The 22,018-nt window shown below is 72.3% G+C and carries 17 protein-coding genes and 1 tRNA gene; 6 read left to right on the top strand and 12 right to left on the bottom strand.

All coding sequences use genetic code 11. The features are described 5' to 3' along the window. The first annotated feature begins 39 nt into the window (after positions 1-39). Both F603_RS0119655 and F603_RS0119650 read left to right on the top strand, forming a co-directional pair. A complete protein-coding gene (locus tag F603_RS0119655) occupies positions 40-1,020 on the top strand; it encodes an ABC transporter ATP-binding protein (protein WP_019547689.1) in 981 nt (326 codons plus the stop codon). Next, positions 1,017-1,847 carry an ABC transporter permease gene (locus F603_RS0119650; protein WP_026328564.1) on the top strand — a complete coding sequence of 277 codons (831 nt, stop codon included), beginning with the start codon at positions 1,017-1,019 and terminating at the stop codon, positions 1,845-1,847. Before F603_RS0119655 ends, F603_RS0119650 begins: the two co-directional genes overlap by 4 nt. A gap of 53 nt (positions 1,848-1,900) precedes the next feature. Here the strand turns inward: F603_RS0119650 and F603_RS0119645 are convergent, their stop codons facing one another. The 8 genes from F603_RS0119645 to F603_RS0119610 are packed head-to-tail and all read right to left on the bottom strand — an operon-like array spanning position 1,901 to position 14,161. After that, positions 1,901-3,091, bottom strand: a complete 1,191-nt coding sequence (locus F603_RS0119645) for an FAD-dependent monooxygenase (RefSeq protein ID WP_026328563.1) — start codon at positions 3,089-3,091, stop codon at positions 1,901-1,903. Further along, positions 3,088-4,305, bottom strand: coding sequence for an FAD-dependent monooxygenase (locus tag F603_RS0119640; protein ID WP_019547686.1), 1,218 nt, complete (start codon positions 4,303-4,305; stop codon positions 3,088-3,090). Before F603_RS0119640 ends, F603_RS0119645 begins: the two co-directional genes overlap by 4 nt. Next, complete coding sequence (locus tag F603_RS0119635; protein WP_019547685.1) at positions 4,302-5,249, bottom strand: thiopeptide-type bacteriocin biosynthesis protein; 948 nt, start codon at positions 5,247-5,249, stop codon at positions 4,302-4,304. Before F603_RS0119635 ends, F603_RS0119640 begins: the two co-directional genes overlap by 4 nt. A gap of 10 nt (positions 5,250-5,259) precedes the next feature. After that, the gene (locus tag F603_RS0119630; RefSeq protein WP_106431354.1) at positions 5,260-6,837 is read right to left on the bottom strand and encodes a hypothetical protein; all 1,578 of its coding nucleotides are present in this window, start codon (positions 6,835-6,837) and stop codon (positions 5,260-5,262) included. Continuing rightward, positions 6,834-8,786 carry a TOMM precursor leader peptide-binding protein gene (locus F603_RS0119625; RefSeq protein ID WP_019547683.1) on the bottom strand — a complete coding sequence of 651 codons (1,953 nt, stop codon included), beginning with the start codon at positions 8,784-8,786 and terminating at the stop codon, positions 6,834-6,836. The genes F603_RS0119630 and F603_RS0119625 overlap by 4 nt, the downstream gene beginning before the upstream one ends. After that, the gene (locus F603_RS0119620; protein ID WP_245600829.1) at positions 8,776-10,479 is read right to left on the bottom strand and encodes a hypothetical protein; all 1,704 of its coding nucleotides are present in this window, start codon (positions 10,477-10,479) and stop codon (positions 8,776-8,778) included. Before F603_RS0119620 ends, F603_RS0119625 begins: the two co-directional genes overlap by 11 nt. Further along, positions 10,476-13,085: a lantibiotic dehydratase family protein gene (locus F603_RS0119615; protein WP_019547681.1), complete on the bottom strand. Its 2,610-nt coding sequence runs from the start codon at positions 13,083-13,085 to the stop codon at positions 10,476-10,478. Before F603_RS0119615 ends, F603_RS0119620 begins: the two co-directional genes overlap by 4 nt. Continuing rightward, entirely contained in the window at positions 13,082-14,161 is a 1,080-nt protein-coding gene (locus F603_RS0119610) for a hypothetical protein (RefSeq protein ID WP_019547680.1), read from the bottom strand. The genes F603_RS0119615 and F603_RS0119610 overlap by 4 nt, the downstream gene beginning before the upstream one ends. A 204-nt stretch (positions 14,162-14,365) precedes the next feature. Between F603_RS0119610 and F603_RS35935 the strand changes: the two genes are divergently transcribed. Then, positions 14,366-14,923: a hypothetical protein gene (locus F603_RS35935; protein WP_245600828.1), complete on the top strand. Its 558-nt coding sequence runs from the start codon at positions 14,366-14,368 to the stop codon at positions 14,921-14,923. Between the two features lie 79 nt (positions 14,924-15,002). Here the strand turns inward: F603_RS35935 and F603_RS34185 are convergent, their stop codons facing one another. Both F603_RS34185 and F603_RS0119595 read right to left on the bottom strand, forming a co-directional pair. Beyond that, a complete protein-coding gene (locus tag F603_RS34185) occupies positions 15,003-15,179 on the bottom strand; it encodes a thiazolylpeptide-type bacteriocin (protein WP_019547678.1) in 177 nt (58 codons plus the stop codon). Positions 15,180-15,401: 222 nt separating this feature from the next. Beyond that, a complete protein-coding gene (locus tag F603_RS0119595) occupies positions 15,402-16,922 on the bottom strand; it encodes a SagB/ThcOx family dehydrogenase (protein ID WP_019547677.1) in 1,521 nt (506 codons plus the stop codon). A gap of 289 nt (positions 16,923-17,211) precedes the next feature. On the opposite strand from F603_RS0119595, the gene F603_RS0119590 reads away from it, so the two are divergent. Genes F603_RS0119590 through F603_RS0119580 form a run of 3 tightly spaced genes read left to right on the top strand, consistent with a single transcriptional unit; the run spans position 17,212 to position 20,694 of the window. Beyond that, entirely contained in the window at positions 17,212-18,759 is a 1,548-nt protein-coding gene (locus F603_RS0119590) for a class I adenylate-forming enzyme family protein (protein WP_019547676.1), read from the top strand. Beyond that, entirely contained in the window at positions 18,756-19,610 is an 855-nt protein-coding gene (locus F603_RS0119585) for a 2-amino-3,7-dideoxy-D-threo-hept-6-ulosonate synthase (RefSeq protein WP_026328562.1), read from the top strand. The genes F603_RS0119590 and F603_RS0119585 overlap by 4 nt, the downstream gene beginning before the upstream one ends. Continuing rightward, positions 19,582-20,694, top strand: a complete 1,113-nt coding sequence (locus tag F603_RS0119580) for a 3-dehydroquinate synthase II (protein ID WP_019547674.1) — start codon at positions 19,582-19,584, stop codon at positions 20,692-20,694. The genes F603_RS0119585 and F603_RS0119580 overlap by 29 nt, the downstream gene beginning before the upstream one ends. Positions 20,695-20,746: 52 nt before the next feature. Here F603_RS0119580 and F603_RS0119575 read toward each other — a convergent pair whose 3' ends face one another. Both F603_RS0119575 and F603_RS0119570 read right to left on the bottom strand, forming a co-directional pair. Then, entirely contained in the window at positions 20,747-21,349 is a 603-nt protein-coding gene (locus F603_RS0119575; protein ID WP_078503702.1) for a response regulator transcription factor, read from the bottom strand. 352 nt (positions 21,350-21,701) lie between these two features. Further along, positions 21,702-21,788 (bottom strand) — tRNA-Leu (locus tag F603_RS0119570). Positions 21,789-22,018: the final 230 nt, after the last annotated feature.

Below are 22,018 nucleotides of genomic sequence, written 5' to 3'. Positions count from 1 at the left end.
CGGACGGAGGAGCGGCATGGACGAACGGGAGCACGGACGATGACGGCGGTCGCCGTGGACGGTCTGCGGAAGAACTACGGAAGCCACGAGGTACTGCACGGAATCGACTTCACCGTGGCGCAGGGCGAGATCTTCGCCCTGCTCGGACCCAACGGCGCGGGCAAGACGACGGCGCTGGAGATCCTGGAGGGTTTCCGGCACCGCGACGGAGGACGGGTCGAGGTACTCGGTCTCGACCCCGGCAGCGCCTCCGACGCCCGCGAACTGCGCGAGCAGGTGGGCCTCGTCCTGCAGGACATCGCCGTCGAGCCGTACCTGACGGTGCGCGAGACGCTCGCACGCAACGCGGGGTACTACCGCGTCCCCCGGGACGTCGACGCGGTGGCCGAGCTCGTCGGCCTCCACGACAAGCGGACCGCCAAGGTCAAGGACCTCTCGGGCGGGCAGAAGCGCCGGCTCGACCTGGCACTGGGAGTCGTCGGAAACCCGCGCCTGCTCTTCCTCGACGAGCCGACCACGGGCTTCGACCCCAGCGCCCGGCACACCGCCTGGCAGGTGGTCAGGGACCTGCGCGACTCGGGCACCACCATCGTGCTCACCACCCACTACATGGACGAGGTCCAGGCGCTCGCCGACTCCGTGGCCGTCCTCGCCGACGGCCGCCTCGTCGAGTCGGGCACCCCGGCCACCCTCGGCGGCAGGGACGGCGCCCGCGCCCGGATCAGCTTCGTACTGCCGCCGGGCACCACGACGGCGGAACTCCCCCTGCCGGTACGGGAGGCCACCGCGCACGCGTCCGCCGCCGACCGCCTCGTCACCGCCGAGGTGTCGGAGCCGACGGCCGCCCTGCACACGCTCACCGCGTGGGCCGTGCACCGCGGGGCGGAACTCGGCCGGCTCACCGTCGAGCGCCCCTCCCTGGAGGAGGCCTACCTCGACCTCACCCGCTCCTTCGAGGAGGAACCGTCCCAGCGCGCCCCTCGCACCCGAGGGCGTCGGAAGATTCGGAGCCGTTCGTGACCACCTCGACCCCGGCCTCTCCGCCCGCAGCACCCGTACGGCCCGAAGCGCGACGCAGCGGCGCCGAAGGGCGCGGACGAGCGGGACTGGTGCTCCACCAAATCCGTTACGAGCAGCTCTCGTTCTGGCGCAACCCGCAGGCCGTGCTCTTCACCTTCCTGCTGCCGGTGCTCTTCGTGACCATCTTCGGCGCGGTCTTCGGCGGAGACGAGAAGCAGGACTTCTACTTCGGGCTCTCCAGCATGGAGTACTACACGCCCACCATCGCCGCCATCTCCGTACTCGGCGCCTGCTACGGCCAGTTGGCCATCGTGCTCTCGACCCGGCGGCAGACCGGGATGCTCAAGCGGCTGCGGGCCACGCCGCTGCCGGCCTGGGTGTACTTCGTCGGACTGCTGGCGCACTGCGTGCTCGTCAGCGTCGTCGACGTCCTCCTCGTCCTCGGTGTCGGCTCGCTCTACGGAGTGGCGCCGCCCGCGCACTGGGCGGCCCTCGTGCCGACCCTCGTGCTGGGTGCCGCGAGCTTCTGCGCCCTCGGCGCCGGGGTCGCCTCGCTCGTCAAGAGCGCCGAATCCGCCCCGGCGCTGGTGCAGTTCATCCAGTTTCCGCTGGTCTTCGTCTCGGGCACCTTCTTCCCCGTCCACGCCGACGTGCTGAACACCATCGCGGGCCTGTTGCCGGTGAAGCCGTTCAACGAGGCGATGCTCGCCGCCTTCGCCGACTCGGGCGGCTTCCTGTGGAAGGAGCTCGGAATCCTGGCCGCATGGGGCGTCCTGGGCACACTCCTGGCAGTCAGCCGCTTTCGCTGGGACCCCAAGCCCGAGTGACGGGCGCGCAAGCGTGGCGGGGCCGGCCGGACGCCGGCCCCGCCCCTGCCGCGTCAGCCGGCGGCCGGGACGCGCGCCGCGCTGACGGCGTCGCCGTAGAGCCAGTCGAGGTGCGCCAAGTCCTGCCGTGCCGCCAGTCCGGCGTCCCGCTCGGCCTGCTCCGGTCCGTCCGCCAGGTGGAAGCTGCCGGACCGCAGGCGCGACCGGTGGTGGACCGCGGACGTCCGCGGCAGGCGCAGCTCCTCGTACCGGCGCAACGTGCCCGGCACGTCGTCGGGCAGCGCGCCGAGCAGCCCCGCCAGCACCACCGCGTCCTCCAGGGCCTGGCTCGCCCCCTGCGAGAGGAAGGGCAGCATCGGGTGCGCGGCGTCCCCGACGAGAGCCACCCGAGAGGTGCTCAGACGCGCGGACATGTCCCGGTCGAACAGGCCCCACCGAGTCACCGACTCGGCGCCGAGCAGCACCCGCCGGGCGTCCCGGTGCCAGCCCGCGAACCGGGCCGGCACCTCGCCGACGTCGACGGATGCGCTGCGCGGTCCCGCACCTCCCGCGGGGTCGGCGCACACCGCGCTGAAATGGACCTCCCGGCCGGAGGAGACGGGGTAGTAGGTGAGGTGGCGGCCGGGCCCGAACCAGAACATCACCCGCGGGTCCTCCGCGAACGAGGGCACGGCGGAGGCCGGCACCAGCCCGCGGTAGACCGAGTAGCCGGCGAAGACCGGCTCGTCGTCGACGACCGCGCGGCGCAGAGCCGAGTGCACCCCGTCGGCGCCGACGACGAGGTCCGCCGACGCCGAGCCGCCGTCGGCGAAGCGCAACTCCACCCGGTCCGCGTGCTCCACGACACCGCTCGCGGCCCGGTCGAGGTGGAGCCGGCCGGGTGGCAGCAGGTCCAGGAGGCAGCTCTGAAGATCGGCGCGGTGCACCAGGTAGTAAGGCGCCCGGAACCTGTCCTCGCAGCTCTTGCCGTGCACCACGCGCGAGAGCAGCCTTCCGTCGTCCCAGCGGCGCGTCTCGATCGCTCCCGCGGTGAGCGCGCTGCGGCGGACCGCGGGCTCGGCCCCGAGCTCGTGGAGGATGCGGGCGCCGTTGGGCGAGAGCTGAATGCCCGCGCCCACGGCCCCCAGCGTCCCCGACCGCTCGTAGATGTCGCAGCGCACCCCGCGCCGACGCAGCATGATCGCGACGGCGAGCCCCGAGACGCCCGCGCCGACCACGGCCACGTGCGGACCGCCCGCGCTCATGACGCCCCGGCCCCGGCCGTGCGGGCCCGTGCGGAGGCGGTGCCGCCCGCCTCGTGGCCGTAGAGCCACACCCGCCGCAGCAGCCCCTCCATCCCCGCTTCCTGCCGCAATGCCCGGTCCCGTGCGCGTTGTTGCTCGCCGTCGGGCAGGTGCATCGAGTCGGCGTGGCCCCGGGAACCGTGCTGGATGGCCGCGGTACGCGGAGCGCGTGCCTGCTCGTACCTGGTCAGCACCTCAGGGACGTCGTCGCGCCCGGCGCCGGCGAGGAGGGAGGCCAGCTCGGCGGCGTCCTCGACCGCCTGGTTGGCGCCCTGCGCCATGAACGGGAGCATCGGGTGCGCGGCGTCGCCGAGCACGGTGAGCCTCTCCGACGACCAGGTGGACAGCTCCGGACGGTCGTACAGCGCCCACCTGCGCACCGTCCCGGCAGCCTCGGTGATCTCCGGCACCAGCCCGCCCCACCCGGCGAAGGCAGCCACCAGCTCGGCGGGATCGCCCGGCGCGGACCAGGATTCCGCGCCCGCCTCGGCGAGCGGAGCGATCGCGGCGAAGCTCATCCACCGGCCGCCCGAGACCGGATAGCAGACGAGGTGCCGGCCGGGGCCCCACCACATGCGGATCAGCGGTTCACGCGCCGCGGCGGACAGCCGTTCCATCGGAACCAGTCCGCGGAAGACGCCGAGCCCGGAGAAGACGGGGGCGTCCCGGACGAGCGACTCGCGCACCACCGAGTGGATGCCGTCGGCCCCCACCACGAGGTCCGCACGGTGCGTGGTCCCGTCCGCGAAGGTGAGGACCTGCTCCTCGCCGTCCCGCGAGACCGCTTGCAACCGGTGGCCCAACCGCAACGGCCGCTCCCCGACCAGCCGCAGCAGCGCCTGCTGAAGATCCGCGCGGTGCACGGCGTAGTAGGGCGCCAGGTACAGCTTCTCGCACGCCACTCCGAACGGCGTGGCAGCGATGAGCTCGCCCGTCCAGCCGTGCACCCGCATCTCCTCGACCGGCACCGCGTCCCGGGCCAGTTCGCTTCCGAGGCCGAGCCCGAGAAGGTGGCGCGCGGCGTTCGGTGCGAGCTGCACTCCGGCGCCGATCTCCGTCAACGCGTGGGCCTGCTCGAAGACTTCGCACGGCGTGCCCGACTCGGCGAGCGACGCGGCCAGGGTCAGCCCGCCGATGCCGGAACCGACGACGGCGATGCGCGGAGGGCGCGTCACGGCCGGTCCTCCGGGAGCGGATGCGCCGCCGGGAAGGCGTGCGCCAGCCACGCGTAGGTGCGCAGTTCGTCGAAGAGGTTGCGGCCGAGGCGGTTGTGGAGCATGTGCACGTGGGAGACGACGATCTGCCCGGGGACGGTCGCCGTGGTGGCGCGTACCGCATCGACGAGCTCGGCAAGCGCGCCGTGCCAGGCGGCGAAGGGGCCGTGCTCCGCCGGGTCGACCGGGCGGACGGCTCTCGCGGGGATGCGGCACATCTCGTCGAGCTCCTCCTCGGTGCGCCCGAGGCGGGACGCCCAGGACCGCCAGGCCGCGAGGCTGTGGGCGTAGAAGGCGGCCTGCTCCGTCCCGTCCCCGAGGGCCGCCGCGGCGGAGACGGTGGCGCGCAGGGCCAGGGCGGAGCGGGCCTGCGGGGTCGACACGTGCGGGAGGAGCGCGAGCACCAGGGAGCTGGAGAGCTGGAAGAGCCGCTCGGTGCGCGGCATCAGCTCCGGCCCGCCGTACCGTTCCGTCTCCGGCTCGTACACCTCGCGGTACACGCCCGGTTCCCTGAGCGGCGGGACGACGCGGTCGCTGCCGTACTCGTTCCGCGCGAGCAGCTCCGCCTCGGCCCGGTACGCCTCCGCGTCGACGCGGGCCTCGTCCGGGGCGGGCGGGCCGACGGCCGCCAGCCGCTCGTGCAGCAGCCGCTCCGCCCGTTCGAACTCCGCCGGTCCCAAGTCGCCCACGCGGAAGCGGAGATGGGGACCGCCTTCCCAGTAGCGGATGAAGAACCACGGCGCGCCGTCGAGCGTGCGGACCGTCGGCTCGACGACCTCGCTCGCCACCCTGTCGAGCAACGACCGCGCGTTGGAGCCGAGATGGAGGTGCCAGGCGCTCCACCGCGTACGGGGCGCCTGGCCGGAGCCGTTCCCGGCCGGGTCGGACGCTGTCTGCTGTGCCACGACGTTCTCCTCAGACTCTGATGTCCAGCAGCGCGTGCGGAGCGTGCCTCGGCGTACCGGCCACCACGGCGAGAGCGATCATTTCGTCCTCCTCCAGGCCGAGGATGCGCTGCGTGGGTATCTCGTTGAAGGCGCGGACCGGACGCGCGAACATCCCGTGCGCCGTACTGGACAGGCACAGCCCGTGCAGGGCCCAGCCGCAGAAGTACTGCGCGGCGCTCCACCCGTCGGGGCCGAGGCGGGCGAAGAGCTCGCGGGGCTTCACCGACATGAACCAGATCGCCGACGCGTTGCGGATGTCGCAGCCGGCCTCCGGGCTCAGTCCGTACCCGTACTCCGCCTCCAGCCGGGCGGCGGCCGTCGGGTCGGCGGAGACGGGGACCGTCCCGCCGGGCCGCACCCGGTGGATGCCGTCCCGGTACCCCTCGGTGTCCTGGAGCACCGCCGTGAACCGCACCAGCTCGGCGGCGGCCCGCAGGCTCGCTCCGGGCGGCGGCGTGCCCAGCCAGCGGACCGCGTCCGCCACGGAGGCGGCGGACGCGGGGGCGCGCCGGCCGCTCATGCCGAGCATGCCGCGCGGCATGCGACCGGAGTTGCGCCGCCACATCAGCTCGGCCCAGGAGAGCGGGTCCTGGGGCGCTGCCGGGTGCGGAGGTACGGCCGGGGGGACCGGGGCCGGCGGGCCGCCGAACGCCTGGGTGCGGTTGACGCGCACCAGGTCGCGGAGGGCCGGGTCGTCCGGTGGCCCCGCTGCGGAGGTCCCGGCGAACTCCGGCACCTGCTCGGCGTGTTCGGCCGGCCCCTGGGGCAGCTCGACGACGAGCGGGAGCGACCACTCCCAGTCCGGGGCCAGCCCGAGCTCGCCGAGGAGCGCGGCCGACCCTTCACCCGGGAGCACCAACTGTCCGGAGATTCCGAAGAGTTCGAGCCCCAGGGCCAGCGAGCGGAGGACGATGCCGAGTTCGAGGTTCACCAACGAGCCGCGGAACCACTTGTAGCCGCGGGGGATGCGCGTGTACCTCCCGGTCAGCGCGATCCGCCGCCTGTTGCCGCGGTGGCTGCCGCGGGTGAGACGGGTGAGCGCGTGCCGCTCCGGTTCGAGGAGCCGCCACTCCGCGCCGTCGTCGACGAAGACCTGCACCGGGTAGAGGCAGCGGGGGGAGGCGTAGCCGCGGTGCGGGTCGTAGACGTGCTCCGGATCGGACCACTGCACCCCGAAGCTCGACACGAGAGCCCGGTCGAGCGCCTCCTCGAAGGGCAGTCCGGGCACCCGGCCGTGCGGGAAGGGAGCGGCGTCGAGCAGCTCCGCGGTACGCCGGGGCAGCTCCCGGCGCCCCCCGCCGCTGACGCACTCGGGCGGCGGCGGGGCCACGTGCGCCGTCATGGGCGGCTCCGGCACCCGGGTCCACGGAGGCACGGCCGGCTCGTCCACACCGGCGCCGAACTCGTACCACAGCGGCTCGCGTTCAATGTTGTTGTCCCCGAACGGCGGCGGCAGGTCCACGGGGGCGCGTCGTGCCGCGGGAGTCGTCGGCGGGCTCGTGTGCGTCTCCTCGGCCGGCGCCGCGCCCCCGGTAACGCCGCTCACGGGAACGGGTGGGGGTCGTAGGGGATGGCCCGGTGCTCCTCCGGCGTTCCGGCGAGCGCGGCCGTGAGGCGCGGCAGGTTCTTCAGGCGCTGCTGCGCGTGACCGAAACACATCGGCAGAATGCCGGGGACGACGGCCTTGGCTACCGACACGCCGGCGTCGGCGTGCTCCCTGGTGGTCTGGTTCACCAGGACGATCCGGTCGAGCCCGGCGTCCTCGTACAGTCGGCGTACGTGCTCCAGGGACCCGCGCACCGTGCCCCCGGCAGCCCGCCACAGGACTCCGGGCCACTCGGGGAAGGCTTCCTCGAGCGTGGTCTCGGGACCGCCGAGCACCTCGGTGGCGCGCGGCAGTTTCTCGGGAAGCGTGTAGAGCTGCGGGTGGTGTTCGAGCTCGACGAGGCTCCACGGGTCGTCGAGCATCGACTCGGCCTCCTCGCGGTTCCACTGCCCCCTGTTGGTGACGAGTTGTGCCACCTCGCGCAGCGCGCCCCGCACAGCGGTGTTCGGGTCGGCTCCCGAGCCGCCGGACGAGTACGTGGCGGGAAAGGGATTGCGCCGGTTCACCACGAGCACCCAGACGATCGGCAGGGCGATGTCCTGCTGGGCGACGAGCACGTGCACGTCGAAGCCGCGCGTCTGGATCAGGTCGATCAGGCTCCGGTTCTCCGGGTCGGTGATCGACGCGTTGCTGATACGGGGCAGCGGAGTCCGGCGGTGCCAGGAGAGGAGGAAGGCGTCCCGCTCCGCGAGTTCGAGCAGGGAGTGGAGCGCTGCCTCCTCCAGGCTCGCACCCGCCGCGCACCCGCTCGACGAGTCGTGGAAGTACTTGCGCAGGGTGCCCGGTTCGGGCACGCGACCCGCAGCCCGCTCCCGGCGCGCAGCGACGCGCGCCGCGCGGGCCGCGTGCCTGGAGAGCTTGAACCGCTGCTCGTACTGGTAGAAGGCGGCCTCGGCAGGCACCAACTGCGCCTCGCCCGTGGCGAGATCGTGGCCCCACACCCAGTCCAGCGGCGCATCCGGGGTGTAGGAAAGCACCTGGCAGCTCGGGTGGGCGAGCTGCTCCTCCGAGTGCTCCCCCAACGTGGCCGGGTCGAGGGCCCGGTCCGCGACCTCGCGGTAGCCGCGGTCCAGCAGCAGCGGTGTGTCGAAGGGGAAGCTGCCGAGCCGCTCGTAGGTCTCGACGATCCCGACGGGGTCGGCCTCCGCGAACGTGCCCGCGCGCCCGTGCCCCGGGGCTGCCGCGTCGGGTGCGAGGCACATGCTCATGGCGAAGGGGACGTTCGACTCGCGCATGATGACCTGGATCGGCCCGTAGCGCGCATCGAGGAGTCGCCCGCGGAGGGCGCCCGGCTCCATCAGGCGGGCTCCGCCGACGCCGCGTGTGGGGTCTCCCGACGAGAGCGGCTCGGCGCGCAGCTCCAGCGGCGCGGGGCGCTCGTCGTCGGTGAGCGGGGAGGCGCCGCCTTGGCAGGCGGGGCAGAAGAAGCTCCGTGGGACGCGGTGCCGGCGCACGTATCGCGTCCCGACGACGCACAGTTCGCCCGGCCGCAGGGGGTGCGCCGCGAGGTCGTCCAGCGCGGCGTCGAGGAGGAGGGGCAGCAGGGGCGAGGGCGCTGCGGGTATCCCGCAGGGCTCGCCCGGGGAGTCGGCCAGGGGGTGCTCGGTGGTGTTGCGCTCCCGCACCTCGGCGCAGCTCGCGCAACCGGAGTCCGTGCCGGGGACCCAGCGGGGCCCGACGACCACTTCGTCGTCCCACACCCGCACCGAGACCAACTCCTCGGTGCCGGCGGCGCTCTTCTCCCACTGCGTCCGCTCCCACTCGAGGTCCCAGCCCCGGTTGAGGACGGCTCGCGCCCGCACCGCTTCGCCGACCCGCGCGAGGACCGCCTCCCAGGAGGAGTCGCGGAACCCGTCCCAACCGGGTCCGTACTGCTGTTCATCGCGCATGCGGAGGCTCCTCGGTGAGTCGGCGGACCACGACGGGGCCGAACCAGAAGGGCAGTGCGCCCAGCACGGGGTCCCGCCGCAGCGGACGGCCCTCGAAGGAGACGCCCCGGGCGGCGGCGAGCCGGCAGATCTGCGCACGCACCGCGTCGACCTGCTCCGCTTCCGCCAGTTGGAGCGCGTCCGTACGCAGCAGGGGCAGGTCGGTGGCGCCGTCGCGGGCGGCGCCGATCCGGGCCGCTGCAAGGCTCGTGCTCAGGGCCTCGCGGACCGCGGTGTCCGCGTCCGAGGCCCAGGCGGCGCCGAGGAGTTCGCCGCTGCGCGCGTGCTCGACCCGGGCCAACCGCCAGTCGACTCCGGGCACTTCGGCGAGGCGGACGGTGAGCGGGCCGGCCTGCCAGTCCCGCAGTGTGCGGCGGATGCGCTGCGTCTCCTCGCTCTCGACGATCTCCGCGTCCAGAGGCTGTGCCTCGGCGGCGAGGTGCCGCAGCGCGCCGTCGAGGAGCCAGCGCTCCTCGGTCAGGCCGGCGGCGCCCTTCCCGCGCCCGGCGGGCAACCGCCCCGAACGCCGCAGGACCTCCAGGACGGCCCCCACCGTCGCGTCGCGCTGGTGCGCCCCCCATACGGCGACCCGGCCGGCGCTGCCCGTACGGAAGTCCATCTCGCGGATGGCCAGCGGCATCTGCGGAAGATCCTGCTCCGCCTGCGACGGGGCGAGGAGGCCCGTGAAGCGCCGGGTGAAGGTGTGGACGCGCTCGATCGCTTCGTCGGCGTCGGGTACCGCCTCCCTGTCCGCCTCCGATAGCGCCCGGACGCCGGCTTCCGTCCCGCCGGCGGGCGGCGCGACGACGATCCGCTCGGCGGTGAGTTCGTCGCCGTGCACCACGTAAGCGGCGCCTTCCTCGCCGACCCCTGCCAGGGCGTCGAGGGCGAGCTGCCCCGCGAGCGCGCCGGCCATCGCGTCCGCGACCGGCCGGGCGGCCGGCCGGAGGCCCTCGCCCTGCGCCCACGCCTGCACCCGCCTGCGGACGGCGGAAAGCCTCGGCTGCGCCGCGTCCCCGCGGACCGCGGGTCCGGCTTGCAGCACGTGCTCGTCGAGCAGCACCGGCACGACCGCGACGCCTTCGGGCACGTCCCGGGCCACGCGCACCACGAGCTGCTCGGCGAGCGGTTCCGCGGCGCTGCCGCAGCAGACCACCGCGTCCGCACCGCGCCAGGCGTACGGCTCGGCGGCGTCCACCGCGTGCACCTCGCCGACCCCGGCGCGTTCGAGGCCCCGCACCGCGGGCTGCACCGCGTCGTCGGGACCGAGGAGTGCGACCCGGGCCGCGCGGACCCTGGCGAAGGCCGCGTACGGGTCGGCACAGACCGACTCCAGATAGGCGAGCGCACCCGCGTACCGCGTCCGGTCCGCCTCGCTCGGAGCGGACGCCAGGAGGGACTCGCCCTCCAGGAGCATGCCGTGGTCGCGGAGGCCGCCCGTCAGGAGGCGCACGACGGAGCGGGAGCGCTCGGTCCCCAGCGCCTCGACCAACTCGTCCTCGGTCGTCCCCCGTTCGAGGAGCGGCACGCACACGTCGGCGACCTTGAACAACCGGTCCCAGCCGCGGAGGACGAACTGGGTCCGCGCACCGCTGAAGTAGACCCCGTCCGGCACCGGTGCACAGTGCAGATACGGCCTTGCTCGCATCCTCATCGGTTCTCTCCCTCGTACTCGAACAGGCCGCCGGGGGCGCGCCCGATCTCCACCACCCACTCCTGTGCGTGGGTCCCCTCCCGCACGGAGGGAAGGGCCTCCTCCAGGTAGTCGACGGACTCCTCGGTCGTCGCGCGGCGGTCCAGCATCTTCGGCAGCACCCGGGTGCTCAGTGCGCTGGAGAAGTCCACGTACTGGGGCTTGTGTTGGAGGCGGCGGGGGAGCACGTCCTCCGGGTCGAGCGTCCGGGGCGAGTCCTGGGCGAACGCCGTCTTCACGACGACCTCCTCCGGCACCTGGTGCCGTGCACGCCAGGCGGTGAGTGCGAGCAGCCGCTCGTGCTCCGTGGGAGGGGTGCCCAGCGCGGAGGCCAGCTCCGCGCCGCCGTACCAGCGGCGCCTGGCGAGCACGACGCCGCCGATCGAGAGCCTGGGGAGGCTCAGCGTGCGCTGCCCGTCCGGGTGGTGCGCCCGGTACCAGCCGTCGAGCAGGCCGTTGTTGAGGCGCCCTCCCGTGGAGAGCGAGGTCGCCAAAGACAGCGGCGGCGGGAAGAGGCCCGGGTGTCCCGTACCGAGCGGGAGCACCCGGAGGCGCCGCCCGTCGGCGTCCTCGACGGCGAGTGCGTCGGACGCGGCGTCGTGCACGAGGCGCAGCGAGAACCAGTCGTCGGGGCACAGCCCCTCCGACAGGATCTCCGGGTGGGCGTTGACGTTGAGGCGGTGCAGCCCCCGGTCCTCCACGACGTGGGCGCCGTCCCATGCGAAGCGCTCGCGCAGGCGCTCGGCGAGGTACGGCACGGAGGCACCGCCCAGCCTCCTGTCCGCGTCGAGGAAGCGGGCGTACAGCATGCCGTGCCCGGGCAGCCCGTCGTTGAAGACGAGCCGGTCCCCCGCCGCCTGCACCAGCACCCCATAGCTCAACGGGTCCCGGCGGATGCACTCGGGCAGTCCCGAGGTGAGCTCGACCGCTTCCCGCGCGGAGAGGGTGAGGTCCTCCTCCGCGTTCTCCACCGCCTCGGTGATACGGCTCTGGGTCTCCTCGATCACCCTGCGGCGCAGCGCGAAGAGCTGCTCCAGGCTGCCGCCCGCCGTGCCCAGTCCGTCGAGCGCGCCCGGATCGCCGTGCGCGTACGACTCGCCCATCACGGCCGCACGGCGGGAGACCTCCTGCACGAGGGGCTCCGCGTGTTCGGCGAGGGAGACGTTCGCGCCGGCTCCGAAGCGCTCCACGAAGGCGGCCGTCGTCATGACGCGCACGTCGTGGAGCCAGTCGAAGACCGAGAGCAGCTCCACCGTGGCGCCGAGGTCGGAGAGCCGGGGCCGCCAGCGGGAGGAGTCGACCGTCATCGGCTCCAGTACGTAGTCCTCCTCGACCGTGACGCGCGCCGGACGCCCGGCGAGGCGGCTCAGCTCCCCGAAGTCGCCCTCGATCGCCCTGAGTTCGCCCGGCCGGTCGGCGACGGAGCCGGTCGCGAGGCGCGGCAGCCGCGCCCGCACGTCGTCCAGGTGTGCGGCCCCCGGGGCTTCCGGGCGGGTGAGCAGCACCGAAAGGTCGGCGCTCCCGTCCTCCGGCTCGTTGTACGTGCACAGGACGCCCTGGTGGACGGCGTGCGCCACGGCTTTCGCCGCCTCCTGCGCCGTGCACCCGGTCTGCCCGGCGACGTGCGCGACGACCGAGCGCACCGGTCGGGGGCCCATGACGGTCCCGTCGACCATCGCCCGGACCACGCCCTTGACGGGCGCGGAGAGGCGCTGGAAACCGGAGTCGGTGACGCGGAGGAAGTAGAGCGTGCTCCGGCTCTCGTCGAGGGCGGAGGTGGGCGAGAGCGCCACCCAGGCGTCCAACAGCGCGGCTCCCGCGGGCGGTTGCAGGCCGCCGAGCACGTAACCGAGCATCACGCGGTCCAGGCTCGGGAAAGCGGTGGCCTTCTCGAAGCGCACCTCGTCCGGGTCGGTACCGCCCGGCTCGGGCACGGCGATCCCGACGGCCGTGAACCGGGCGAGCGGGCTGGTGCGCACCATGGCTCTGGTGACGTACTGGAGAAGCCCCCGCTCCGACTTGCGACCGCGCGCCGAGAGGCCGCCCGGTTCCGCCACCGCGGCCCGGTAGCGCTCGGACTCCGCGTACACCTCCGGGGCGACGAGGGCGAGCGAGCGGCGGAGGTGCTCGTCGCCGAGCAGCTCGGCGAGGTTGTGGCGCTCCCGGTCGGCGCCCTCCCGGTAGCGGTCGGCGACCTCTTCCCGCAGCGTGCCGCGTTCCTCCCGGGCGCGCAGCCACTCGGCGACCGCAGGCGCCGCCGGCGGAGCGTCCCGGAGGGGGCGGTCGTTGTGGATCGCCCTGCGTGCGGCGATGAGCCGGCCGCGCTCGGCGTCGTCCGCCGTGGCGCCGATGAGGGAGTAGAGCTCGTCGGAGCACCGGTGCGCGGCCTGCTGCACTGCGCGTTCGGCCGCCGTCAGTCGGGTCAGCAGGTCCCGCAACGTCGGATCGCCGAGGCGGGTGCGACGGAGCGGGTTGAGGCGCAGGAGCCACAGAGGCTCCCTCGACGGCTCCACCGCCGCTTCCTCCTGCGCGGCGGCGACGAGCAGCGGTGCCTCTCCCGGGCTCATCGCGCGGCCCCCTGGGTCTGCACCCAGCGCGTCCGCCCCTTGGCCAACCGCTCCTGCCAGGTTTCCCCGAGGACCTCGTCGAGCGTCTCGGCGAGCGCCCAGCACATGTAGTACCGCTGCATCGGAGAGACGGTGAGCAGGGGAAGCTGCTGGTAGAAGAGGTTGATCAGCATGCGGTAGGAGGCGAACCAGGGGGGCGGGTCGTCGATCACGCCGGACTCCGCCACGGCGCGGTGGAACGCCGTGTCCGGGTGCTGCCCCTGCGGCACTTCGCCCGGTTTCGTGGGAGGCCCCATCGCGGTGGTGTCCACGGCGGCGTTGACCCGGTCCAGCATTTCGGGGGTGAGCCGTCCCTGGCTGACGGCGCTGTCCAGGGTCCCCGAGGCGTAGGCGAAGGCGGTGCGCCACCCGGCCGCCGCGGCGCTGACGTCTCCGGCGAGGCGCTGCTCCACCGCTCGGCGCAGGCCGGGCGCCTCCTTGGCGAGCCGCGCGGCGAAGACGGGGCGCATGTCCTTCGTGGGGGCCGCCCAGCCCAGGAAGGCTTCGGCGTGCGAGCGGAACGAGAAGGCGCCGTGCGGCAGTCCGAGGAAGTAGGAGTCGCCCAGTGCGAGGAACGCCTCGGCGAGCCGGACGGTGGCGACGGACGGGTCCTTCGCCAGCTCCTCGATCGTCGCCAGCAGGGGCGGGCACATCGCCCCCTGCACGACCTCGGCCTCCCGCAGGTCGTGCAGCAGGGGGTCGCTCGCGGCCGTGTCGTCGGCGCTGAGGAGTTCGACCTCGCCGTGTGCACGCATGGGGAGGTACGGCGGAGGCACCGCCTCGAGACGGCCGAACTCGCGCGCCTGCTCCAGGTAGGTCTTCTCGTCGAGCGCCCTCGCCTGCTCGGGGGGCGGGCCCGCGTCGAGCTGCCGCGCGAGGGCCGTCCACGGCAGCTCCTGCCCCAGCGCACCCCGCGCGAGGACGTCCACGTGCGGACCGTGCAGCCATCCCCGGCGCAGCCGTACGACGGCGCCCCCGCTCTCCTGCACGAAACGGACGAAGGGAAGCACCGACCGGGAGATCCACGCCAACGTCACCGGCGCACCCGTGAAAACCCGCACGCCCGTGGAACCGGGTGCCGGAGCATCGCCTCGGTCTTTTACCACTTCGCCTCTCATGACCCTCACTCTTCAGGAATCGATCGCGGCCGGAAAAGGATTACCGAGCGGTTACTGACATCCGTCACCCAACTCGTGACACCTGTGCCGCATTCCGCGGAAACATCACGGTAGGATGCATAAGTGACCGATGAATCCAGCAGGGGAAAACTGAGCGGGGACGGCCGACTGCAAGGCGCAGTCATAATGTCCGCTTTCGCCTCGATGTGGGAAATCCTGGGTGTTTCGGGGCTCGCACCGCAGGTGCAGGGGCCCGCTCTTTTCTCCGCATTCGCAGCGGCGGTCCTCGTCGCCGCTGCCGCGGTGGCCCTCACCGTTCGCCTCGGTACGCGCACGCGGCCCAGACGAATACGCCGGGTGCTGCCGAGCAGCCTGCGGATCTTCCGACTCGTCAACATCGGGCAGACCGTGGCGATCGTGGGGGCGGTCTTCGCGCTCGGCCGGTTCGACCTCTGGGACTACATCCCCGTCGCCGTGTGCCTCGTCGTCGGCCTGCACTTCCTCCCGCTGGCCAGGTTTTTCGCACAGCCGCAGTACTGGTGGACGGGCGGCCTGTTGACCTCCCTCGCCCTCGCCTGCGCCCTGCTTCCCGCGGGCGGGGCCGACGCCCGGCTCCTGCTCGGCTTCGGCGCCGCCCTCGCACTGTGGGCCACCGCCGCGCACGTCGCCCACCGCGGCTGAGCCGGGTCGGGGAAGGGCGGCGGCGCCCACCACCGGGGTGGACGCCGTCGCACCTGTCACCTGGGACAGCAGGCTCTCGTCAGCAGGTGGACGAGGAGCAGGTGGACGAGGAGGACGAGGTGCCGACGGTGCCGCCGGAAGCGCCCATCTCGGGCTGGGCGACACCCTGCGAGACCTCGAGAACCTCCAGCTCGGTCACGTCGAACGAGTCGAAGACCTGCTCGATGTCGATGGAGTCAACCGTGACATTGCTCATTGAGAACTCCTCTGCTAATTCCTTTGCACGGCCGGACGGCCACGCAAGGCATATCGTTTCGAATTCTCCACCGAAACACCACACCTCGCCGGGCCTCATTGACACTTGTCATCCGCTCGATTACCGATATCACAACCGAAAGCGGATTCGTTAATTCCGCAGCGGTGACGAAAAAACACCCCCGCGCCGAGGGCGGGGGATTCGGTGCCGTCACTCGCCGGGTCACGTACGGCCCAGCGTCCTGCCGGCCCACGCCGCCCATTCCGGATCGTTGACCCATTCCCAGCCCTGTTCGCGGTCCCAGATACCGGGATCGCCCGGCGGGCGGCTGCCGAGGAGGAAATCGCCGACGGAGGACTCCTCCAGGTAGTCGAGCCCGAGAACACGCGCGGACATGTCCGCGTCCCCGATCCCGATACCGCACGGAGCGAGACCCATAGCCGTGGCGACGAGGTACATGGTCTGGTACAGGACGCCGGTGTGCCGCAGGGTCGTCGCGTAGGCCATACCGCTGTACTTCCAGGAGAGCCGCTGGAAGCGGGAGGTCATGGTGATCAGGACCTCCGGGTCGGCCTCCCTGGACGTCGAGACGGCGGCGACGTCCAGCATGGCCCTGCGGTCCCCGGGATCGTCGTTCACGAGCACGAGCCGGTGGCCGACCGGGTCGTAGTAGTAGCTGCCCGGTTCCACACCGGCGCAGCGCCGGATCGTGAGGTACAGCTCCAACTCGAAGGCGGAGCCGCCGGTGGGATACGGGCGCGAGACGATCTCGCTGCCGGGCTCGTCCTCCGGCTCCGGGACGTACCGTGTCCGCACCCTGCCGACGCGGTAGAGGAACTCGCCGAGTTGCTCGGCCGTCAGGGGCCGCTCGCCGTACCCGCGGAACGACCTGCGGCCCTCCAACGCCGCCGTCAGACCGGGGTCCTCGCGGACGACGTCCTCCAGGCTCGGGCGGTACAGCTCGACCGAGGGTCCTTCGGGCACCGGTTTGACGGCCGGACGCGGGTCGATCCTCCCCTTGTGCGGGAAGACGCCTCCCAACGGCTCGTCGAACCGCCCGCCGCGGACGCGGGAGTGGAAGAGCAGATCGTGGAAGTCCCACTGCTGCAGGACTGTGTCCTCCGCGGCGAACTTTTCGCCGGCCGCGCGCACCTCGACGAACCCGGCACCGGCGAGCACACCGAGCAGCGTGCGTACCTCCGCCGCCTTCAGGTCGCCGGCGAGCGAGGCCGCGAGCTCGTCCACGCCCCTGGCCTCGGCGAGCGAGGTCACCAGCTCCCGGGCGACGCTCTCCACCAGCACCACCCTGACCTTGGCGAGCGGCGACTCCAGCACCAGCGCACCCGACCTGCTGCGGCACAGCGCGAACCTGGACAGCCGCACCAGGTCGTCCGGACCCACGCGCACGGCGGTCGCCTCGGCGTCGGGCGCCGTGTGCTCGATCCGGACCAGCTCCCGCCCGCCGATCGGCACCCCGTAGACGAGGAGCCGGTTGAGGCGGCTCAACAGCCGCTGGAATTGGACGCGTTCGGCCGGGACGAGGTCGCGCAGCGCCTCGTCCATGGGGACGAGCCCGCCGACGAGCGAGGCGAGGGCGGCGCGGAGGCGGCCCTCGCCGAGCCGGACGGCGAAGGTGCGCACGGGCGTGCGGAGGCTGACCGACGTGGCGTCGAACTCGACCCGGACTTCGTCCCTGAAGCCGACGAGGTACTCCGCTTCGGGCCACGGGTTTCCGGGTCGCATGCTGCCCTCCGAGTCGACATCGCGAGGCAACCAGGCTCGTGCCGCCCTCCGCCCCGGGCAAGGGACCGATGACACCGGTCAGACACCCGATGACAAAGATAATTACGCCGCCTGAACACTCTCCGGGGAACGCCGAATTACCTTTGTTCGCAGCACGATGATGAATGTCATCGACCCGACGGAACAACTTGCCCCGGCCCTTGCTTCTGCGCAGGCTTGCCACTGATCACCTTTCCCGTGCGGTGGTCGAATGATTGGGCAAGGACCCGGGGGAAGATGGTGGACGCCCATGAGCCAGGCGCCGGTGAACAGCACGAGCCACCGGAACTACGTTCTGCGAATTCTGGAACACCTTGAAAGCGACCCGGCGAGAATCGTCGTGCGTTCGTGGAAGAAAAACCTCACGGCCGACGAGTTCCACACCTCCGTGGTCTGCGCGGCGAGAGCGCTGACGCGTGCGGGCGTGCGCCCGGCCGACACCGTCGCCGTGCTCACCGAACCGAACTGCGCCGCCATGCTCGCCGCAAGGTACGCCGGCCACCTGCTCGGTGCCGCCGTCGTCCACATCCGGTCCATGAACGCCCGGTCGGACGCGGAGGAACTGCCGGCGGCCGAACAGGTGCGGCTGCTGCGCGCCACCGGTGCCCGCGTCCTCGCGGTGGACGGCCCCCTCCTCACCCGCGGCGACGAACTCCGCGCGCAGGTACGGGACTTGACGGTCGTCACCCTCGCCGGGACGGCCCCGTACGAGGGCGAGGGAGCTCCGCCGGCCGTCTCCTACGCGCCGGACGACCTGGCAGTCGTCGACCTGACCAGCGGCACCACCGGCACCCCCAAGCTGGTACGCCGCTCGTTCGGCGTGCGGGACCGGCTCGTCGACCTGTCGTTCGGCGCCGCCGCGCCGGAACACCGCCCCACGCTGCTGTCGGTGACGCCGATCAGCCATGCGACGGCGACGATGGTGGACGCGGCGCTCGTGGCGGGCGGCACGGTCGTACTCCACGACGGATTCCGGCTGCCCGACGTCCTGCGGGCACTCACCGAGGAGGGGGTGACCGACCTCTACCTCGCGGTGCCCCACCTCTACCAACTCGTCGACCATCCCGGAATCGAGGAGGCCGACTTCCCGGCCCTCCGCCAGGTCCTCTACAGCGGCACCGTCGCCGCGCCGTCCCGTGTCGCACGGGCCGTTGAGGTCTTCGGGGACGTACTCGCCCAGCTCTACGGCAGCACGGAGGCAGGCGGGATGTGTACCCTCACCCCGCTCGACCACCGGGAACCGGAGCTCCTCGGCAGCGTCGGACGCCCGTTCCCCTGGGTGGAGATGGAGATCAGGCCCCCCGGCTCCGACGAGCCGGTCGAGGGGACGGAGCCCGGCGAGGTGTGCGTCAGATCGCCCACGCTCATGGACGGCTACCTGGACGACGAGGACCGCACCGGGCCGACGGTACGCAGCGGCTGGCTCCGCACCGGGGACCTCGGCCACTGGGACAGGTACGGCTACCTCCGTCTGCTGGGCCGGATCGGGAGCGTCGTCAAGGTCAACGGCATAAAAGTCCATCCGGCGACGGTCCAGAACGTGCTGCTGCAGCATGCGGACGTCGCGGACTGCGCGGTGTACGGAGTCCGGGGCGCCGGAAATGTCGAGGGCCTCGAGGCCGCCGTCCAGCCACGCGCCGGAAGGCGCTGCACGACGGAGGAACTACGCGACCACGTGGCGGCCCGTCTTTCCCCCGCGCACGTTCCGGATTCGTTCTCGTGGTGGGAGGAGATTCCGCTCGGCCCGTCCGGAAAACCGGACACCGTCATTCTCGGAGAAAGGAAGAAAGCGCAATGAGACCTTACGGGCATTTCGCGCGGTCATTGCGCCTGCGGCGGCTGCACCACCACACGCCGGACGGATTGCTGATCACGCCGCTCGACCACTCCCTCAGCGACGGCCCCGTGGTGCCGAAGAACAGCTCGATCGACCTTCTCGCCGGGCAGCTCGCCGCGGGCGGCGTCGACGGGATCGTGGTGCACAAGGGCAGCGTGCGGCACATCCACCCGGAGCGGTTCGCCGACATGTCGCTCGTCATCCACCTCAACGCGAGCACGGGGCAGGCCCCGGACCCCGACGCCAAGTACCTCGTCACCGAGGTGGAGGACGCGCTGCGGTTGGGCGCGGACGCGGTCAGCGTGCACGTCAACCTGGGCTCCGACGACGAGCGTCGGCAGATAGCCGACCTGGGCAGGGTCTCGGACGCGTGCGACCGCTGGAACCTCCCGTTGCTCGCCATGGTGTATCCCCGCGGCCCGCGCATCGCCGACCCGCACGATCCCGCGCTCGTGGCGCACGCGGTGACCATAGCGGCCGACCTGGGCGTCGATCTGATCAAGACGTGCTTCCCCGGTTCGCTGCACGACCTCGCGGCTCTCACCGAAGCCTGCCCGGTCCCGCTCCTCGTCGCCGGCGGCCCGCAACGGGGCACGGAGGACGGCGTTCTCGCCTTCGTCGACGAGGTGCTCGCCGGAGGCGCACTGGGCGTCGCCATGGGGCGCAACGTGTTCCAGTCCGCCGATCCGCAGCGGACGGCGGAACAGGTGGCACGTCTCGTACACCGGTTGCCGGCCCCGGAGCCGGCCGCAGGACCCGACCACACACCGAGGGGACAGCAACGTGACGGAGAGCAAGCTGTGCTGGCTTGACATACGAGGAGCCGACGACGAGAGCGCGCCGGCGATCCTCGAGGAGGCGGTGCACCAACGCATCGACGCCGTCGTCGCGGCGGACATGGGGCTCCTCGCTGACCTGCCGCCGACCGTCCGCCGTGTGCTCGTGCACGACGCCGGGGAACCGGTGGACGCCTTCGCCGGCGCCGACCTGGTCGTGGTCGCCGGCAGCGCCGCCGACCGCGCCAAGCTGGCCGCGGCGCACCCGTCGACCGACTTCGGCCGCTACGTCGAGATCGTCGACGCGGAGACCCTGGAGACGGCCTGCGAGGCGGCGCGCACGGAGCAGTGGAGCCTGCTCGACTTCCGCGACCCGACGAAGATCCCGCTGGAGATCGTGCTCGCGGCAGCGGCCGGCCGTGAGGGGACCGTCCTGACCCGGGCTGCCGATGTCGAGGAGGCCGGGATCATCTTCGGTGTGCTCGAACTCGGTTCGGACGGCGTACTGATGCCGGCACGGGCGGTCGGGGACGCCACCGCACTGAGGCAGGCCGCCGGTGCGGTCACGGGCGAGGTGGACCTCGTCGAGCTCACGGTGACGGCGACCGCGCACATCGGTATGGGCGAACGCGCCTGCGTCGACACATGCAGCTACCTCGGCAAGGACGAGGGCATTCTCGTCGGCTCGCACTCGAAGGGGATGGTCCTGTGCGTCAGCGAGACCCATCCCCTGCCCTACATGCCGACGAGGCCCTTCCGCGTCAACGCGGGCGCCATCCACTCCTACACCGTCGCGGACCGCGGCAGCACCCGCTACCTCAGCGAACTCGTCGCCGGCAGCAAGGTGTTGGCCGTGGACACCCGGGGGCGCACCCGCGTGGTCAACGTGGGGCGCGTCAAGATCGAGACGCGGCCGCTGATCTCCGTGGACGCGGTGGCCCCGAACGGGCAGGCCGTCAACCTCATCCTCCAGGACGACTGGCACGTGCGAGTCCTCGGGCCGGGAGGTGCCGTGCTCAACAGCACCGAACTCACGCCGGGGGACAGGGTGCTGGGCCACCTGCCCACGGCGGACCGCCATGTCGGTTACCCGATCGACGAGTTCTGCCGCGAGCAGTGAGGGAGACGCCGGTTCCCGGGGCCCCACCGGGAACCGGCGAGCGACGGGCCGTTCAGATCCAGCACTGCTCGCTGGCGATGCGGACGGCGTCGTAACGGTTGCGGGCGTCGAGCTTCCTGATCGCAGCGGAGGCGAGGTTGCGGATTGTGCCGGCCGACAGGTAAAGCTCTCCCGCCATCTCCTTCACCGACGCACCCGAGGCCGTCAGCCGCAGCACGTCGGCCTCCCGGTCGCTCAGCGGCCCGTCCGGGCGGCCCGCGGAGAGTAGTTGCGGGTCGATGACGACCTGTCCCGACGCGACCCCGTGCACCGAGTCGATCAACCTGCGCAGCCCTGCGGTTCGGGAGATGATGCTCAGCACGCCGGCTCTGAGAGCCTGGTCGACGAACGTGCGCGACGGTGTGTCCAGCACCAGCGCCACCCCGCACCCGGGGTGGACCCGGCGTATGTCGTCGGTCGCCCGCGCCCAACTCCCGTGCACACGCTCCAAGTCGACCAGGGCGACGTCCGCCTCGTGCTCCTCCACGGCCTCGACCAGCCGCTGGTAGCTGCTGACGACGGCCACGACATCGAGCCCGCTTTCGCGGCTGAGCGACTCGGCGATCATCTCCACCGTGAGGCGGGACTTTCCGGCAATGGCAATGCGACTTGTCATATGTCCCCCGTGTCGTGTTCTCCAGCACACGCCCGTACACCGATGTACGGGACAACCAGCACACTCTAGAAACCGCACTGCAAGATGTGTACGCGTCCGCGCACATTTTGATCAACCGGTCTCCACGTTGTGTCCGTTCAGCAACGATTGAACTGTCCCTGTGAACGAAGCGGTCCTCGCTGGTGCAACCGCACCGAATCTGCAGAAACCGGCCGCTGCGTCCCCGCGCGTCCGAACGCGCCGTGGTGGACGGGCGGCCGTCGCCCGGGCCGCTCCCCGAGGGCGCCGCGACGGCCGTCGCACGCGAAAACGGCAGAGGCCCCAGATCAACTGGGGCCTCTGCCGTGATGTGTGGTGCGCGAGGGGGGAGTTGAACCCCCACGTCCTTTCGGACACTGGAACCTGAATCCAGCGCGTCTGCCTATTCCGCCACTCGCGCATTGGGTGTCGCCGTCCGCAGCCTGACCGGCGCCTGACGACTTCGAGAAGATTAGCACGCCGGAAGAGGTCACCTCACACCCGTTCCGTCAGGCCCGAAGGCCCCTGCCCGGCACGAGCGAAGCCGCTCGCCGCGTGCGCTCGCGAGCCTACGGTGCGTACCCGCTCACCAGCACGGCTGCACCGCCGGGCCGACTGCCCGTATCGTGCTACAGGACACCGGCGTCGACG

It is taken from the genome of Streptomyces sulphureus DSM 40104 (assembly GCF_000381025.1).
Classification (GTDB): domain Bacteria; phylum Actinomycetota; class Actinomycetes; order Streptomycetales; family Streptomycetaceae; genus Streptomyces; species Streptomyces sulphureus.
The sequence above is the reverse complement of the archived record's forward strand: the minus strand, read 5'-3'. Positions and strand labels throughout refer to the sequence as shown.

Coding starts and splice junctions, on each gene's coding strand:
- F603_RS0119625 (WP_019547683.1), bottom strand. CDS start 8,786: ATGCGCGATGAACAGCAGTACGGACCCGGTTGGGACGGGTTCCGCGAC.
- F603_RS0119655 (WP_019547689.1), top strand. CDS start 40: ATGACGGCGGTCGCCGTGGACGGTCTGCGGAAGAACTACGGAAGCCAC.
- F603_RS0119620 (WP_245600829.1), bottom strand. CDS start 10,479: ATGAGGATGCGAGCAAGGCCGTATCTGCACTGTGCACCGGTGCCGGAC.
- F603_RS0119585 (WP_026328562.1), top strand. CDS start 18,756: ATGAGACCTTACGGGCATTTCGCGCGGTCATTGCGCCTGCGGCGGCTG.
- F603_RS0119615 (WP_019547681.1), bottom strand. CDS start 13,085: ATGAGCCCGGGAGAGGCACCGCTGCTCGTCGCCGCCGCGCAGGAGGAA.
- F603_RS0119595 (WP_019547677.1), bottom strand. CDS start 16,922: ATGCGACCCGGAAACCCGTGGCCCGAAGCGGAGTACCTCGTCGGCTTC.
- F603_RS0119575 (WP_078503702.1), bottom strand. CDS start 21,349: ATGACAAGTCGCATTGCCATTGCCGGAAAGTCCCGCCTCACGGTGGAG.
- F603_RS0119645 (WP_026328563.1), bottom strand. CDS start 3,091: ATGAGCGCGGGCGGTCCGCACGTGGCCGTGGTCGGCGCGGGCGTCTCG.
- F603_RS0119590 (WP_019547676.1), top strand. CDS start 17,212: ATGAGCCAGGCGCCGGTGAACAGCACGAGCCACCGGAACTACGTTCTG.
- F603_RS34185 (WP_019547678.1), bottom strand. CDS start 15,179: ATGAGCAATGTCACGGTTGACTCCATCGACATCGAGCAGGTCTTCGAC.